The sequence below is a fragment of the Lactococcus ileimucosae genome (genome assembly GCF_943193185.1).
In the GTDB taxonomy this organism is placed as follows: domain Bacteria; phylum Bacillota; class Bacilli; order Lactobacillales; family Streptococcaceae; genus Lactococcus; species Lactococcus ileimucosae.
Window position 1 is genome coordinate 1 of record NZ_CALPDE010000031.1, and the last position, 17,193, is coordinate 17,193.

A 17,193-nucleotide genomic window follows, 5' to 3' on the forward strand; every position below is an offset into this window, starting at 1 on the left:
CAACCCGACCAAATCAACTTTAGCATCATGGCACCGGGGACCATCTTTACTATGGCTGGGGAGCAGTACCGTTATCTAGAGAATCAAGGTGGAGGGAATCATTTGATTATTCGGAATCGAATGATAAATTTTATTGCTTGGGATGAGCAAAATGCTCGTATTAATGAATGGTATGATGCTCTTGATCCAGTAGTTCAATCTAGAGTTCGTCCTGTGGCAGATGTTTTTGCAACTGGAGAAGTTTCGCAAGGAGACGTTATATTTGACGGACCGGGTGAGTATTGGTTACCCAATAACTTAAGCGATTTTCCGGAAGTTGCTACGGACATAACACGTGTCAATACAAGTGGCAGTCCGCGTGCTTTTGCCCTCTCTTTGGCAGATGTGACACATTTATCAGGACCAAATCGTGCCTTTCCTGATCATAGAGGGCGTGGAGCAGATAACGGTTGGTGGTGGTTACGCACTCCTGGAGGAACAGCAGGGGTTGCTTGGCGTATAGATTCAGGTACTCTGACAGGGAGATTACACGGTAATAATCCCATTGGAACTGTATCACAATGGGGAGGCATCCGCCCAGCCATAATTATCAACCAATAAAGAAAGAAATCTCCGTAATCATTTCAACTTTCTATGAGGTTTATAAAAGGGAATAAAAATAAAAAGAGTCAGAACGGACAGGGAGTTACCGTTTCGACTCTTTTTATTTTCAATTGAAAAATTTAAATCATTATCATTCACATTCTTAAAGATACCGCTCAGCAACAGTCCTATCCCCCGGGTAGGGCACACGCTCATCATTGATCAGTTGGAACTTGTCTGCACCTTTTCCCGCGATAATCACAGCATCATCTTTATCATGAACACGTTGGATGGCAAGTTTGATAGCTTGGGCACGGTCAGCTTCAAAATCACAAGGCCGTGTCACATAGCTTGCGATTTCGTCAGCAATGACCTTTGGATCTTCGTGATTAGAGTCGTCCTGTGTGAGGATGACCTCCAAGCGTTGGTGTTCCTCAATGACGTGACCAAAATCTTTACGGCGACTTTCCCCTTTGTTCCCCGTTGCTCCAAGGACTAATACGATTTTCCCGCTATGATGCGGTTCGACAACAGAAACCAAGTTTTTCAGGCTGATGCCGTTATGAGCATAATCAACGTAGACTCTTGCCCCATCTCTTGTTGTCAACATTTCCATACGACCAGGAACAACAGCCTTGGCGAGACCGGCTTTTATCTGAGCGACACTGGCACCCAGATGTTGTGTTGCGAGAGCTGTTGCAAGGGCATTTTCTTGGTTAAATTTACCCAGAAGGCGTATGTCAAAATGTCCATTAACCAGCCCCTTTGTTGTAAAGTCATGCGCTTGTGAGTCAACGATTTGATTTTCCGAGTTTTCACCATAGAAAGCATGAGGAATGCCCAGTGTTTCCAGTTCCTGCTTGATAATATTGAAATGTGTCATTTCACTGTTGGCAACAAAGTAGCTCGAGTGGTGTAAAAGTTGACGTTTACAGTAAAAGTAATCTTCGAGTGTCGGATGTTCAACCGGTCCGATATGGTCAGGAGAAATGTTAAGAAAGACACCAACGTCAAAGTTGATTGCATAGACACGTTCTGTTTTATAGGCCTGTGAACTGACTTCCATGACGAGGTGTGTCATGCCATTGTCGACAGCTTGACGCATCATTTTGAGTAAATCAAGACTTTCAGGCGTTGTCAACTCCGACTTGAAGAAGTTTTTGCCGTCTAACGTTGTTTCAGCCGTTGAGAGGAGGGCTGTTTTTTGCCCATTCATCTCATCTAAGATGGATTTGGCAAAATAAGCAGAAGTTGTCTTGCCTTTGGTTCCTGTCAAGGCCAGTATTTTGAGTTTGTTTTGCGGATAATCATAAAAAGCCTGTGCGAGAAGACTCATCGCACGCTTAACATTAGAAACGATAACAGCAGGAATGTCTACCTCGTAGTCTATTTCGGAAACGTAGAAGGGCGCTGCCAAGTCTTCTAAATACTCCGCTTTAAAATTCAGTCCCTTGGCAAAGAACAGGGTTGATGCAGAGGTATTTCGACTATCATAGCTCAACTGATCAAAGTCAAAATCTTCCTCCCAGTTGTAGTAATATTCTTTTCTAAAGGCAATTTCGTGGAAGTTTTCGTCTTTTTTCAGAATTTCTAGAGCCTCTTGTAATTTTATCATGGGTGTTTCTGCCTCCTTTGCTCATATCGCCTAAACTCTGCTGCGAGTTTAGACTATAAGGCATATTATTTGATTATGAATTGGAGCTTATAATACAGGCTTAATTATACCATTTTCGCTACTGATTTTGTGACTTGGCAGTCGTGTGAAGTTTTTGAGTTGGAGGAGAGAGGGCTGTTCAATATAAAGCTAGAAGATACTGTAGAATGCCGGATGATAGGATTGATTTACTTTAATGAACATTCTAGACTTTTGATTTCTTGTTCGAGCTTTTGGGCGATTTGATAGGACTCACTCATCTCAAAAATATGCTGGCATTTTTTCATTGTGCATAGCCCATCAAAATTTCCGAAAGTCACTTCAAAGTGTGCTTTTTGGTAGATGAAACTGACTCTTTCAAAAAGGTCGAATTCATGGAATCTTAAGGAATCGATAAAATGAATAAGTTCCATGGCTAAGTACTTTTGTTTATTTTTAATAAAAATCTCAAGTACATTGATAGAGGTGAGTATTTGAACTTTTTTAGCGAAGGGATGACTGCTCTTACTCTGGGTGGCTGCAAGCATTTTTTGACTGAATTTTGATAAAGTTCCTAGATCCAGAAAATGAGCGATGTCATTTAATAAAGAAATCTCATATTCGCCCCATATTCTTACACTGTCCAAGTATTGTTTTATCATGATAAGGTTTTTGGGGGAGAACTGGAAAGAGGGCTCGACGGTGCTTAAAGCAAGCTCTGCCCGGATTTTATCTAATTGTAGTCTTTTGGGGAGAGGAGCATTTTTTGAAAGTATGTATTCATATCTTTTGAGGATGTTTTTAAGATGGATAGAGTTGTTATTCAAGGAAGCTATTTCACGCTCTGCAAGTAAATTGAGGTGGTTGGCTTGGTAATGTAGGTGATAGAAAAATTCATGGGCTGAAACATTGATATTACTCAGAAGATGGAGCAGTATGAGACAAGATACGAGACTTCGCCCCGTTTCAAAATTTGAGAGTTGCGAAATAGAGATGCATTCGTGAGCGGCTTCTTTGAGGGTGAAATTTTTAGAAGTGCGGAAATGCCTATAAGTTTCTCCGACTGATGGGTTTATTTGCATGAGAGCTCCTAAAATTTTAATATATTTATGTTTTTGAAGTTGTAATAAAACAGTACAAAACAGCTTATTAGTGATGGCTTTTCCATTAAATAAGCATCTGTAGAAGTATCAACATATAGTAAAATAAGCACAAGTTGTAACTATTTTTTGATTGTACTTGTGTTATATACTAAGTATGAGTTAGGCAGTGAAAATAGATAGGGCTTATTTTGCGCTTCTTCTATTATCTATTCGTATATTTATTCGTATTTTCACTGAGTGATTCACGCCTTAAATATATAGGGAAAGATTTACATGAAAGGAAAATTTTAATGAAAAAGCGAGCCAAAAAAAAGAGAACTTGTGTGGTAGCCACTGCTCTATTATTTTCGATAGTTGCACCGTCTATGACAGGGGGGTACAGGCCAAGGACATTCAAGTTAACCAAAAAGCCAGCAAAATATCGGACCTGCTTGAACAGACTGCATGTGATGAAGCTGACTTGGTTTTTTTGCAGCAAAAAGAAAGAGAGTTGATGGAAAGACGAAACATGCCATTATTGGCCCTTCGTGCTTTCGCGCCCCGAACGGTTGGAAGAAACTTGGAGGGGGTGCGATATACTCCGGCAGCTATGCGTAAAACTTCAACAGCAGTTGGGTTTGGGCGGACACAAATTAAGGCTATCGCGCGTAGTATTTATATCTATAGCTATGGCGCAATTGCGACTAAGATCGCCACTGCTGCCACATGGACCTGGGTACTTGGTGCTGTAATTGGTGTTTCATCTGCTGTAGTTATTTATGTAATGGGCATTTTCTATTAATCGTCCTTATAAATAAAAATATCCAAACACATATTTATACTTCTTTACTTTTTCTTGCTGCCAGCTTTCTTATCTTTATTTTGGAGGAAAGCAAATTCACAGAATTTCATTCTCTCTTGGGTTTGCTTGTGGTGATTCAGGTGAGCTTTATTTTGAGTTACACGGGTATCTTCATCTTCCAAAAAGTGGCAGTCATGAAAAAATAAAAGAATTGCATTTTTATAAAAAATAATTGCTGAAAATTCAAGCGATTTCCTACCTGCTTGCCCGATTTTTTACACTAACTTCCTTGGGTGAAATGAAAGTGGTGTTGGCAACCTTATTCTTAATAGTAATTAACAGCGTGCTTCGGGCTTATTTTGTTAGTCTTTATATGCTAAAGTTAATGAATATAAAAGGTCAGATGAGGGAATCTTTTTGTCGAGGAATTTTTAGGTATCTCATTCATTCTCCTTATGGTTTACCTTAATCTTCATACGATGATATTTTTCAGCAATACTTGTGAGTCGAACGATCTGGAGTTTCAGACAGATCGTGGAAGGTAACTCTTCCAAGTGAAAAATTTAGATAAATTGTCTAAGAAAGGAAGACGAGGGCGTAGGCACGTTACGAACTTTTATTGTCAAAAGGCGCCCGTTCGTGGTAAAATAGAAAAATGAATAGTACAGAAATGAGTGGGAATCTCAGTATGGAAGAAAAGCTCCAGCAGATGGATGCTGAAACTAAACGAAAAGAGATTCGAGACAATAAGGCAGCACAGCAGGATACAATGATGCGTGGAACCCTGTGGTTCACTTTATCAGACATTTCATCACGTCTTCTGGGTGCCATATATATCATCCCTTGGTTTGCATGGATGGGGGAGCATAACAATGAAGCAAATGCCCTGTTTTCAATGGGCTATAATATTTATGCGCTCTTCCTATTGATTTCTACGGCAGGTCTACCTGTAGCCATTGCCCGTGAAGTAGCGCACTATAACGCTATGGGGGATGAAAATCTAAGCAATCGCTTGGTCCGTCATATTTTTCTCTTTATGGTTGGACTGGGTGTCATAGCTGCTGGTGTGATGTATCTTGGAGCGCCCGTGCTGGCGACGATGTCTGGGGGAGGAGAAAACCTGACGGAAGTGATGCGGTCACTTTCACTGGCTATTCTGATTTTCCCGGCCATGTCGGTCATTCGAGGTTACTTCCAAGGTCTAAATGATATGAAGCCAATTGCTCTAAGCCAGATTTATGAGCAAGTTGTTCGTGTCATCTGGATGCTAGTATTTACCTTTATGATCATGAAACTTGGTTTCTCAGGGGGCGACTGGACGCAAGCTGTTGTGCAATCAACAACAGCAGCCTTTGTTGGTATGCTGGGCTCCTGCGTCGTTTTACTCTGGTATTTGATTAAAAATAATATGCTGGGTAAAATTATCAATCCGGGACCAAGCATTACAAAGATTAGCGCCTTGCGTTTAATCTCACAAACGGTTTATCAAGCTATTCCTTTTGTTGTTATTGGCTCAGCTATTCAGATTTTCAAAATCGTTGACCAGGCGACCTTTGTTACGGTAATGCGCTGGGTCTCTGATTACAGTGATACACAACTTTTGGTGTTCTTCTCATACTTTTCTGCCAATACAGATAAGCTGACGATGATTTTGATTGGTGAAGCCATGACATTAGGTGCTGTAGCTTTGCCATTGATTGCTTCTAACTTTGTGAAGAAAAACTATAAAGAAACAGCACATCTGATTTCTTATGATTTTCAGCTTTTTGTAGCCTTTATGCTGCCAGCTGTTTTAGGAATGACGGTTTTAGCGTCACCTATTTATACACTTTTCTATGGCTCTGTAAACAGCCTGCAGCTCGCGCTCTTTATTTGGGCTGTTCTTCAAAGTTTCCTGCTGGCTTTGTATACAATGGTGGCACCTATATTGCAAGCTTTGCACTACTCTAAGGTGGCTATGCGGTATTTCATTATTACTTTGGTGATTAAGCTGATTTTGCAGGTGCCTTCAATCATGATTTTCCATTCTTATGGTCCTCTTGTGGCAACAACCATCGCATTTGCCTATGGCACATGGATTATTATCCGTAAGATTCATGAAGTGACCGGTTTCCGAGTAAAAAGTACATTGAAAGGAATTATAGGAATTTCGATTCTTACAGCTATGATGCTTGTAGTGACCCTCGTTCTCTATGGTTTGACTTCCTTAATCTTGAGGCCGCTTCCTTCAGGTCATTTCAAAGCTTTGCTCGTTGTTTTAGTTGCGGGAGGCGGAGGATTCTTTACTTACCTGTATTTGGCAGCCAAGGCAGGTTTACTAGAAAAATTAATGGGCAGCCGTGGTACACGTCTTCGTCAAAAATTGCATATTTAAAGAAATAAGATGAGTTCCCGAAAACTTCTTCGGGAACTCATTTTTTGCAGCTTATCGTGTGTTCTGGTAAACTCATGGTGTTCAATTTTCAGCCAGTAGCTCTAAATACATGAGGAAGATTTAAGATGTAATTTATAATGATGAGTGACTGGAAATAAGTAGAAATTCAGCATGCAAAAGTAAAAGCGCTTGGACCACGGCATTCTATGCATGGGCTTAAGCGTATTTTTTTATTTTTAGAAGCCTATCCTGCACCAATCTTTTTAGGACTGAGGCGAGAACTGTTGCATTATTTACAGTGAGGGGAGGGGATTCAAACTAACGATATTTCTGTAGTATATACAGTGTGAATTTTAGGGGATGTTGAACTTGTAGATTTTGAAACAGCCGTCCTTAGAGCGGGCTGTGCTTCCTATCTCTTTTAGCTGAATCAGGATTAGGCCAGGGCAACTGTAAAAGTTGAGAACGAGGATGTTCATTGTGTTATAATAGAAAAAAGCTTTTAGGAGGTTATAATGACACGAATACAAGATGATTTATTTACAGCAGTGAATGCCGAATGGCTTACTCAGGCTCAAATACCGAGTGATAAACCTCGTATATCTGCCTTTGACGAGTTAGTGTTAATCAATGAAAAAAACTTGACAGCAGACTTGCAGAAAATGTCAGTGGAACTTCCAGAAGATAATCCAGAATTGTTAGAGGCTATAAAGTTTTATAACAAGGCAGGAGACTGGGAAGCACGCAATAACAGTGATTTTTCATCTGTATCTAAAGAGCTATATAAGGTACAAAAGCTGGAAACTTTTGAAGATTTTCGTGCGCATTTACTTGACTTGGTTTTCCACTCTCAGGCACCGCTGCCTTTCTCAATGAATGTGGAGGCAGACATGAAGGATGCTGTGCATCATTCACTTGGCTTCACTGGACCGGGTCTTATTTTACCGGATACGACTTATTATTCAGAGGAGCATCCCCGTAAGAAAGAGCTTTTAGAATTTTGGCAAAAAAACTCCGGCGACATTTTAGAGAAATTTCATCTAGAAGATGCGCGAGAAATTGCGGCTAAAGCTGTTGCTTTTGATAGTCTTCTGGTTGATTCAGCCAATACATCGGAAGAATGGGCCAAGTATGCCGAGCTTTATCATCCAGTTCCTTTTGAGGAATTTGTGGGCCATTTTAAAAATATAGATTTTCGCGCATTTGTTAAAGGGCTGGTACATACGGAGCCAGAAAAGATTGTGGTCTTTGAGGAGCGTTTCTATGAGAATTTCGACAGCATTGTTAATGAAGAAAACTGGCCTTTAATTAAAGCGTGGATGCTTGTGAAAATTGCCCGTAAAGCTTCTGGATTACTCTCAGATGAACTCCGTCTTTTAGGTTCTGCATATGGGCGCTTTTTATCTAATGTGGCTGAGGCGAGAAGTCAAGAAAAGCACCAACTGGATATAACTGAAGGCTATTTTAGTCAAGTTATTGGTCTCTTTTATGGGCTAAAATATTTTGGGGAAGAAGCAAAATCAGATGTTAAACGTATGACTTCTGAAATGATTAAAGTTTATCAAGAACGTTTAGATAAAAATGAGTGGTTGAGCCGCGCGACTATTGATAAAGCAATTGAAAAGTTGAGCGCAATCACCGTCTTTATCGGTTATCCGGACAAACTTCCAGAAATTTATAGTAAACTTAAGGTTGGAAGCGGTAGCCTTTATGAGGATGCTTGCAGCTTTGATGAGCTACTTACAGCGCGCTATTATGAAAAATTTAGTGAAGATGTGGATAAGAGCTTATGGCATATGCCAGCACATATGGTAAATGCTTACTATAGTCCGGACAGCAATACAATTGTTTTTCCAGCAGCTATTTTGCAGGCGCCTTTTTACAGTCTTGAACAAACAGCGAGTCAAAATTATGGCGGTATAGGTGCTGTAATCGCCCATGAAATTTCTCATGCCTTTGATAATAATGGTGCGCAGTTTGATAAATATGGCAATTTGAACAAATGGTGGACAGACGAAGATTATGCAGCTTTTGAAAAGAAACAGGAGGAGATGATTGCCATCTTTGATGGTGTGGAAACTGAAGCTGGGCCAGCTAACGGTAAGTTGATTGTCTCTGAAAATATTGCCGATCAAGGTGGTATAACAGCAGCGATGACCGCTGCACAAAAGGAAGCAGATGTTAATCTTGCCGAGTTCTTTAGCCAATGGGGAAAAATTTGGCGCATGAAGGCCAGTCTAGAATTTCAACAAATGCTTCTGTCAATGGATGTTCATGCCCCTGCTAAACTCCGTGCAAATATTCCACCAACAAACTTGGAAGAATTCTACCAAACCTTTGACGTAAAAGAGGGCGATAGAATGTATCGTGCACCTGACAAACGCGTGAAGATATGGTAAAGGAATTTCACGAACTCAAGCCAGAAACACAGCATATACTGAGAGAAATTAAGAAAGTTCCTTATGGACAAGTGAGTTCTTATAGAGATATCGCAGTCAGAGCAGGATTGATTAATGGTGCGCGGCAAGTTGCACGAGCTCTACATGGTCTGTCTGAAAACCATCAGTTGCCGTGGTGGAGAATTATCAGGTCTGACGGTACTATCGGTATGCACGGTGAAGGACGTAGGGAACAAATCCGTTTGCTAAAGTTAGAAGGTCTTGAAGTAACAGACAGCGGAAAAGTGAAGCCAAAAAATGACCAGAAGTAGCACGAGAGATATGGGAGAGCTTATGGTACTGAAACGAACTCTCTCTCAAAATTGCTCTCCTAGCTTTACCGCGGAATAAGCGAATGTAAACCTTGTAAAACAAGTCGATAAATGGTATAATGTAGGATAATGGTTTGTCGACAAATTCTGTGGGAAATATTGTCCCCATGGGTTTTGTAAGCAACGAAACATCGAGTTTTCGTTGCTTTTTTGGCGTTTCTGAACTGAAAAAAATCTAAAAAGTAATGAAAAAGACAAACTACTGACTTTTCAGATTTTTTCATATAAGAAACTTGGGAGTGACAAACCTTGTATAACACATCCAGCAAAACTGGAAAAATAGAATGAGGAGAATCAACTTGGCAGGACATGACGTAAAATACGGTAAACACCGTACAAGACGCAGTTTTTCACGAATCAAAGAAGTAATTGGTTTGCCGAACTTGATTGAAGTTCAAACAGCAAGTTATCAGAACTTCCTTGATGAGGGATTGGCTAACGTTTTTAAAGAAATGTTTCCAATTGACAACTTTGCGGGCACAATGGAGCTTGAATTTGTCGGATATGAGATGAAAGCCCCAAAATACACGGTAGATGAAGCCCGTGCTCACGATGCAAACTACTCTGCACCGATCCATGTGACTTTTCGCCTTGTAAATAAAGAGACAGGCGAACTGAAAACTCAAGAAGTTTTCTTCGGTGATTTCCCACTTATGACTGAAATGGGGACGTTCATCAACAATGGTTCTGAACGCTTGATCGTCAGCCAGTTGGTACGTAGCCCAGGCTCATATTTCCATCTAAAAACAGATAAAAACGGTTTGGAATCATTTGGACATACAACGATTCCGAATCGTGGGGCTTGGTTTGAGTTGGATACAGACGCTAAAGGTGTTGGTTATGTGCGGATTGACCGTACACGTAAATTGACATTTACAACGATGTTGCGTGCACTCGGCTTTGGTAGCGATGATGAGATTCTTGAACTTATGGGTCCAAGTGAGCTCCTCAGCACAACATTAGGCAAAGATGTGCATAAAAACCCAGCAGATACACGTGTTGAAGAAGCACTTAAAGATATCTATGACCGTCTCCGTCCAGGTGAACCTAAAACAGCGGACAGCTCTCGTGGGCTTTTGATTGCGCGTTTCTTTGATCCTCGTCGTTATGACTTCGCACCCGTTGGGCGTTACAAGTTCAACAAAAAACTTGCCCTTAAAAATCGTATTCTCGGTTTGACTTTGGCAGAGCCAATTGTTGATCCTGAAACTGGAGAAATTCTTGTTGAAGCAGATACCGTGGTTACACGTGATGTGCTAAATTCTATTGAAGAACTTTTGGATAATGGGCTCAATACTACAGTTTATCAGCCTTCTGCTGATGCGGTTTTGCCTGACCCAATCGAACTTCAAACATTGAAAGTTTACTCTCCAAAAGATCCGGAACGTGTAGTAACCTTGATTTCTAACGGTCAGATTCCTGCAGAAAATCGTGTGTTGACACCGGCAGACGTTATTGCGAACATTAGCTACTGGTTAGGGCTTGCTGAAGGCATTGGTAAAGTTGACGATATCGACCACTTGGGTAATCGTCGTATCCGTTCAGTTGGCGAATTGCTTCAAAACCAAGTACGTATCGGTCTGTCACGTATGGAACGTGTTATCCGTGAGCGTATGTCATCTTCTGAAAATGAAAACATGACGCCTCAAGGCTTGATTAACATTCGTCCTGTAACAGCTGCAATCAAAGAATTCTTTGGTTCTTCACAGTTGTCACAATTTATGGACCAGCACAATCCTTTGTCAGAGCTTTCACATAAACGTCGTTTCTCTGCCTTAGGTCCTGGTGGTATCTCGCGTGACCGTGCATCCTATGAAGTACGTGACGTTCACTATACGCACTATGGGCGTATGTGTCCGATTGAAACACCTGAAGGTCCAAATATCGGGTTGATCAACAACTTGTCATCCTACGCTAAAATTAACGAATATGGTTTCATTATGTCACCATACCGTCGTGTTGACCGTGCGACAGGGACAGTTACTGATGAAGTTGAATACCTGACAGCTGACGAGGAAGACAATTATACAGTTGCCCAAGCCAACTCACCTTTGACAGAAGACAACAAATTTGTCAATGAAACAGTAATGGCGCGCCACGTCGGAAACAACATTGAGGTTGATGCTTCAACAGCAGACTACATGGACGTTTCACCTAAACAGGTTATCGCCGTAGCTGCTGCTTGTATTCCTTTCTTAGAAAATGATGACTCTAACCGTGCCCTCATGGGAGCCAACATGCAACGTCAAGCCGTTCCATTGATTGACCCACATGCACCTTGGATTGGTACAGGGATGGAACATCAGACAGCACGGGACTCAGGAGCTGCCGTTATTGCTAAGCATGACGGTACCGTGGAATACGTAGATGCTGATGAAATTCGTGTACGTCGTGCCTCAGGCGAACTTGATATCTACAAGATTATGAAATACCGCCGTTCAAACTCAGGAACTTCCTACAATCAGCGTCCGCTTGCGGAACTGGGCGATAAGGTTGAAGCTGGCGATATTATTGGTGATGGTCCGTCAATGGAGAAGGGGGAAATGGCACTTGGTCAGAACCCACTTGTCGCTTATATGACTTGGGAAGGTTATAACTTCGAGGATGCCATTATCATGTCTGAACGTCTGATTAAAGATGACGTTTATACTTCTATCGCTATTGAAGAGTACGAGTCAGAAACACGTGATACAAAGCTTGGCCCAGAAGAAATCACGCGTGAAATTCCAAATGTTGGTGAAGAAGCGCTTAAAAACTTGGACGAAGATGGAATCATCCGCATTGGTGCTGAGGTAGAGGATGGAGACTTGCTTGTTGGTAAAGTCACACCAAAAGGTGAAACTGATCCAACGCCGGAAGAACGTCTCCTTCGTGCCATTTTCGGTGAAAAAGCGCGTGAAGTCCGTGATACATCACTCCGTGTGCCTCACGGTGGAGGTGGTATTGTTCACGACGTCCGCGTCTTCACACGTGAGAATGGTGATGAATTACCATCAGGTGTAAACAAATTGGTTCGTGTCTTCATCTCACAAAAACGTAAAATCCACGTTGGGGATAAGATGGCTGGACGTCATGGTAACAAGGGTGTCGTTTCAAACATCGTTCCTGTGGAAGATATGCCTTACTTGCCAGATGGTACACCAATTGACATCATGTTGAATCCATTGGGTGTCCCTTCACGTATGAATATTGGTCAAGTTATGGAACTTCACCTTGGTATGGCTGCGCGTACTTTAGGTATCCACATCGCTTCCCCAGTTTTCGATGGTGCGAGTGACAAGGACATCTGGGATACAGTTAAAGAAGCAGGTATGGCTGACGATGCCAAAACAGTGCTTTATGACGGACGTACCGGTGAAGCCTTTGACAACCGTATCTCAGTTGGTGTCATGTACATGATTAAGCTTCACCACATGGTTGACGATAAACTTCACGCACGTAGTGTTGGTCCTTACTCACTTGTTACCCAACAACCGCTCGGTGGTAAAGCGCAGTTTGGTGGACAACGTTTCGGAGAAATGGAAGTTTGGGCCCTTGAAGCTTACGGTGCGGCAAATGTCCTCCAAGAAATCTTGACTTACAAGTCAGATGATGTTATTGGCCGTACACGTGCTTATGAAGCTATCGTTAAAGGCGAACGCATTCCTAAACCAGGTCTTCCTGAATCATTCCGTGTCCTTGTAAAAGAATTGCAAGCCCTCGGTATGGACCTTAAAGTCCTTGATGCTGAGAAGAATGTCCTTGATCTTCGTGAACTTGATGATGAAATTGAAGTGCGTCAAGAAAATATTGACATTACACCAGAAATGCTTGAAGCTCAAGAACGAATTGTTGCTGAAGCAGAGGAAACTGAGCAAGCCTTGATTAACGGAGCAAAAGAAGAATAATTGTTCTTTTCTGTGGAAGAAGTATAGATTTTTAGAAAGCTTGTCTACAAACGAGCTCACTTGAAAAATTTTCGATAAAATCCTTTCAGTTGAACCGCTGTGCAAAATTGCTCGGCGGTAATGCTGAGCTAAATTTATATAAAGTTGGTTCAGTATTGCTGTCGAGTGATTTTTGGTCTTACAGCTCTTCACGCTCTTTTTACTGAGGCGAGGATATTCAAAAGAAAAGAAATAAATACAAAGAAAGTGGAGAAAACATTGGTCGATGTAAATAAATTTGAGAGCATGCGAATTGGTATCGCATCTCCACAAAAAATTCGTTACTGGTCATTTGGGGAAGTCAAAAAACCAGAAACCATCAACTATCGTACGCAAAAACCTGAACGCGAAGGACTCTTCGATGAGCGTATCTTTGGTCCACAAAAGGACTGGGAATGTGCTTGTGGTAAGCTTAAAGGCGTTTTCTACAAAAACCAAGTCTGTGAACTCTGTGGTGTTCAAGTAACGACCGCCAAAGCGCGCCGTGAACGTATGGGACACATCGAGTTGGCAGCACCAACTTCACATATCTGGTATTTCAAAGGGATTCCATCGCGCATGGGGCTTGCCCTTGACATGAGTCCACGTGCTCTTGAAGAAGTTATTTACTTCGCAAGCTATGTCGTTATTGACCCTAAAGAAACAGATCTTGAAAAGAAACAACTGTTGACGGAACGTGAATATCGTGAACAACTCTTGAAAAATGGTTTTGGCTCATTCGTCGCAAAAATGGGGGCGGAAGCTATCCAAGATTTGCTTAACGATGTCGATATTGAAGCAGAAATTGCTGAACTTAAAGAAGAACTGAAAAATGTGAGCGGCCAACGTCGTGTGAAAATCATTCGCCGTTTGGATGTCTTAACAGCTTTCAAAAAATCTGGGAATAAGTTAGCTTGGATGGTTCTTAATGTTCTTCCAGTTATTCCACCAGATCTTCGTCCGATGGTTCAGTTGGATGGTGGACGTTTTGCCACATCTGACTTGAACGATCTTTACCGTCGTGTCATCAACCGTAACAATCGTTTAAAACGTTTGATGGAGCTTAACGCACCGAATATCATCGTACAAAATGAAAAACGGATGTTGCAAGAAGCCGTTGATACACTGATTGATAACGGCCGCCGTGGACGTCCAATCACAGGTGCTGGTAATCGTCCGCTTAAATCTCTCAGTCACATGCTGAAAGGTAAGCAAGGGCGTTTCCGTCAAAACTTGTTGGGTAAACGTGTTGACTACTCAGGACGTTCAGTTATTGCTGTTGGTCCAACGCTTAAAATGTATCAATGTGGTGTCCCACGTGAAATGGCTATCGAGCTTTTCAAACCATTCGTCATGTCAGAATTGGTTAACAAGGGCATGGCAGCTAACATCCGTGCGGCTAAACGAAAAGTAGAGCGCCAAGATTCGGAAGTTTGGGACGTTCTTGAAGAAGTTGTTAAAGAACACCCAGTCCTTCTTAACCGCGCACCTACGCTTCACCGTTTGGGTATCCAAGCTTTTGAGCCAGTCCTTATTGATGGTCGCGCGATGCGCCTGCACCCATTGGCCTGTGAAGCCTATAATGCCGACTTTGACGGTGACCAAATGGCTATTCACGTGCCATTGTCAGAAGAAGCTCAAGCTGAAGCACGCTTGCTGATGCTTGCGGCTGAACACATCCTTAACCCTAAAGATGGTAAGCCTGTCGTTACACCATCACAAGATATGGTCTTGGGGAACTATTACCTGACGATGGAAGCTAAGGGACGTGAAGGGGAAGGTATGATCTTCGCCAACCCAGAAGAGGTTGAGATTGCTATGCGTAACGGTTATGTTCACTTGCATACACGTATCGGTATTGCGACACAATCAATGAATAAACCTTGGACAGAATTCCAAAAAGGTAAAATCTTGATTACAACTGTTGGTAAAGTCCTGTTCAACTCAATCATGCCTGAAGGAAATGATATTTATCCAGAAGGTATGCCTTATCTGAATGAAAATACGGATGAAAACATCACAACCAAAACAGATGATCGTTTCTTCATGGAACCTGGAGAAGACATTCATGAACGTTTGGCTGAACTTGATACAGTATTGCCATTCAAGAAAAAACATTTGGGTAATATTATCGCGGAAGTCTTCAAACGTTATCGTACAACAACAACTTCTGAGTTCCTTGACTTGCTCAAGAACTTAGGTTACCACCAATCAACATTGGCTGGTTTGACCGTTGGTATTGCAGATATTCCTGTAGTTCCTGAAAAAGCAGAAATCATTGGTGCAGCACACAAACGTGTAGAACAAATCACGAAACAATTCCGTCGTGGTTTGATTACTGATGATGAGCGCTACAATGCGGTTACTGATGTTTGGCGTGGTGCAAAAGACACACTTGAAAAACGCTTGATTGAAGAACAAGACTTGACCAACCCAATCGTTATGATGATGGACTCTGGTGCCCGTGGTAACATTTCCAACTTCTCACAATTGGCCGGTATGCGTGGTTTGATGGCTGCTCCTAACGGACGTATCATGGAATTGCCGATCATTTCTAACTTCCGCGAAGGTCTTTCTGTCTTGGAAATGTTCTTCTCAACTCACGGTGCGCGTAAAGGTATGACCGATACAGCCCTTAAGACTGCCGACTCTGGTTACCTTACACGTCGTTTGGTTGACGTCGCTCAAGACGTTATTATCCGCGAGGTGGACTGTGGCACAGACCGTGGTCTCGTAATCTCTGATATCGCTACAGGTAAAGAGATGGTTGAACCATTAGTTGAACGTCTTGAAGGCCGTTACACACGTAAAACTGTTGTACATCCAGAGACGGGTGAAGTCATTATCGGAGATGATCAATTAATCACCGAAGATATCGCTAAGGAAATTGTTGCTGCGGGTATCAAAGAAGTCACTATCCGTTCTGTATTTACATGTAAAACACCGCACGGTGTATGTAAGCACTGTTATGGTAAAAACTTGGCAACAGGTGAAGCCGTTGAAGTTGGTGAAGCCGTTGGTACAATCGCCGCACAATCAATCGGTGAACCTGGTACACAGTTGACAATGCGTACCTTCCACACAGGTGGTGTTGCATCAAGCTCAGATATCACTCAAGGTTTGCCGCGTGTCCAAGAAATCTTTGAAGCACGTAATCCTAAAGGGGAAGCAGTCATTACCGAAGTTACTGGTACGGTTGAATCTATTGTGGAAGATGCTGCGACACGTACACGTGAAATCACAGTCAAAGGTAAAACAGATACACGAACATATACTGTATCAATGGCTGATGTGCTCATGGTTGAAGAAGGTGAATTTATCCACCGTGGTCAGCAATTGATTCAAGGTTCAATCGAGCCTAAGCATTTGCTTCAAGTTCGTGATGCTTTATCTGTTGAAACTTACTTACTCGGTGAAGTTCAAAAAACTTACCGTTCACAAGGGGTTGAAATCGGTGATAAGCACATCGAGGTTATGGTTCGTCAAATGCTTCGCAAAGTGCGTATAATGGATACAGGTGATGTTGACATCTTGCCTGGTGGTCTTATGGATATTTCTGACTTTGAAAAGCTCAATGAAGAAGCACTTCTTTCAGGCAAAACACCTGCGACAGCACGTCCAGTGCTCATGGGTATCACAAAGGCTTCACTGGAAACAAATTCGTTCCTGTCAGCTGCATCCTTCCAAGAAACCACACGTGTCTTGACAGATGCTGCGATTCACGGTAAAGAAGATCACCTGCTTGGTCTTAAGGAAAATGTTATTATCGGTAAGATTATTCCTGCTGGTACTGGTATGTTCCGCTACCGTAACATTGAACCTCTGGCAGACCTATCGGACGCTCCAGAAGTAGTTGCTTCAGTTGAAGTTGAAGAAGTAAAATAATAGCATGATTTTTAAATAAACTTTTACAAAGTAGGAAAACGCTCAGTTGAGCGTTTTTTTGTATGACAATTTTTCCACAGAGCCATAAAGTCAAGAAGCTCCAGTCGGGGCTTCTTTTCTCATACTTTCCTTGGTTCAGCAGAAAAGACCAAGCAAAGCC

Annotated in this window: 8 protein-coding genes and 1 pseudogene; 7 read left to right on the forward strand and 2 right to left on the reverse strand. The window is 41.9% G+C overall.

Features of this window, described 5'->3' with window-relative positions:
* Nucleotides 1-600: pseudogene (locus NFR51_RS10010) on the forward strand (hypothetical protein); the annotation flags it as partial.
* 145 nt (nt 601-745) lie between these two features.
* Here the strand turns inward: NFR51_RS10010 and NFR51_RS10015 are convergent.
* Together NFR51_RS10015 and NFR51_RS10020 are read right to left on the reverse strand one after the other, a co-directional pair.
* The gene (locus NFR51_RS10015) at nt 746-2,197 is read right to left on the reverse strand and encodes a UDP-N-acetylmuramoyl-L-alanyl-D-glutamate--L-lysine ligase (protein WP_251713517.1); all 1,452 of its coding nucleotides are present in this window, start codon (nt 2,195-2,197) and stop codon (nt 746-748) included.
* 227 nt (nt 2,198-2,424) lie between these two features.
* On the reverse strand, nt 2,425-3,297 hold the full coding sequence (locus tag NFR51_RS10020; protein WP_251713518.1) for a helix-turn-helix domain-containing protein: 873 nt from the start codon (nt 3,295-3,297) through the stop codon (nt 2,425-2,427).
* A gap of 514 nt (nt 3,298-3,811) precedes the next feature.
* Between NFR51_RS10020 and NFR51_RS10025 the strand changes: the two genes are divergently transcribed.
* The 6 genes from NFR51_RS10025 to rpoC all read left to right on the forward strand — a co-directional run bounded on the left by NFR51_RS10025 (nt 3,812) and on the right by rpoC (nt 17,033).
* Complete coding sequence (locus NFR51_RS10025; RefSeq protein WP_251713519.1) at nt 3,812-4,099, forward strand: hypothetical protein; 288 nt, start codon at nt 3,812-3,814, stop codon at nt 4,097-4,099.
* A gap of 655 nt (nt 4,100-4,754) precedes the next feature.
* Nucleotides 4,755-6,473 carry a putative polysaccharide biosynthesis protein gene (locus NFR51_RS10030; RefSeq protein ID WP_251713520.1) on the forward strand — a complete coding sequence of 573 codons (1,719 nt, stop codon included), beginning with the start codon at nt 4,755-4,757 and terminating at the stop codon, nt 6,471-6,473.
* A 515-nt stretch (nt 6,474-6,988) separates the two neighbouring features.
* A complete protein-coding gene (gene pepO / locus NFR51_RS10035; protein WP_251713521.1) occupies nt 6,989-8,872 on the forward strand; it encodes an endopeptidase PepO in 1,884 nt (627 codons plus the stop codon).
* A complete protein-coding gene (locus NFR51_RS10040; RefSeq protein ID WP_251713522.1) occupies nt 8,866-9,183 on the forward strand; it encodes an MGMT family protein in 318 nt (105 codons plus the stop codon). Before pepO ends, NFR51_RS10040 begins: the two co-directional genes overlap by 7 nt.
* Nucleotides 9,184-9,542: 359 nt before the next feature.
* Complete coding sequence (gene rpoB / locus NFR51_RS10045; protein ID WP_251713524.1) at nt 9,543-13,130, forward strand: DNA-directed RNA polymerase subunit beta; 3,588 nt, start codon at nt 9,543-9,545, stop codon at nt 13,128-13,130.
* A 258-nt stretch (nt 13,131-13,388) separates the two neighbouring features.
* Entirely contained in the window at nt 13,389-17,033 is a 3,645-nt protein-coding gene (gene rpoC, locus NFR51_RS10050; RefSeq protein WP_251713523.1) for a DNA-directed RNA polymerase subunit beta', read from the forward strand.
* Nucleotides 17,034-17,193: the final 160 nt, after the last annotated feature.

Coding starts and splice junctions, on each gene's coding strand:
- NFR51_RS10015 (WP_251713517.1), bottom strand. CDS start 2,197: ATGATAAAATTACAAGAGGCTCTAGAAATTCTGAAAAAAGACGAAAAC.
- NFR51_RS10025 (WP_251713519.1), top strand. CDS start 3,812: ATGGAAAGACGAAACATGCCATTATTGGCCCTTCGTGCTTTCGCGCCC.
- pepO (WP_251713521.1), top strand. CDS start 6,989: ATGACACGAATACAAGATGATTTATTTACAGCAGTGAATGCCGAATGG.
- NFR51_RS10020 (WP_251713518.1), bottom strand. CDS start 3,297: ATGCAAATAAACCCATCAGTCGGAGAAACTTATAGGCATTTCCGCACT.
- NFR51_RS10030 (WP_251713520.1), top strand. CDS start 4,755: ATGAATAGTACAGAAATGAGTGGGAATCTCAGTATGGAAGAAAAGCTC.
- NFR51_RS10040 (WP_251713522.1), top strand. CDS start 8,866: ATGGTAAAGGAATTTCACGAACTCAAGCCAGAAACACAGCATATACTG.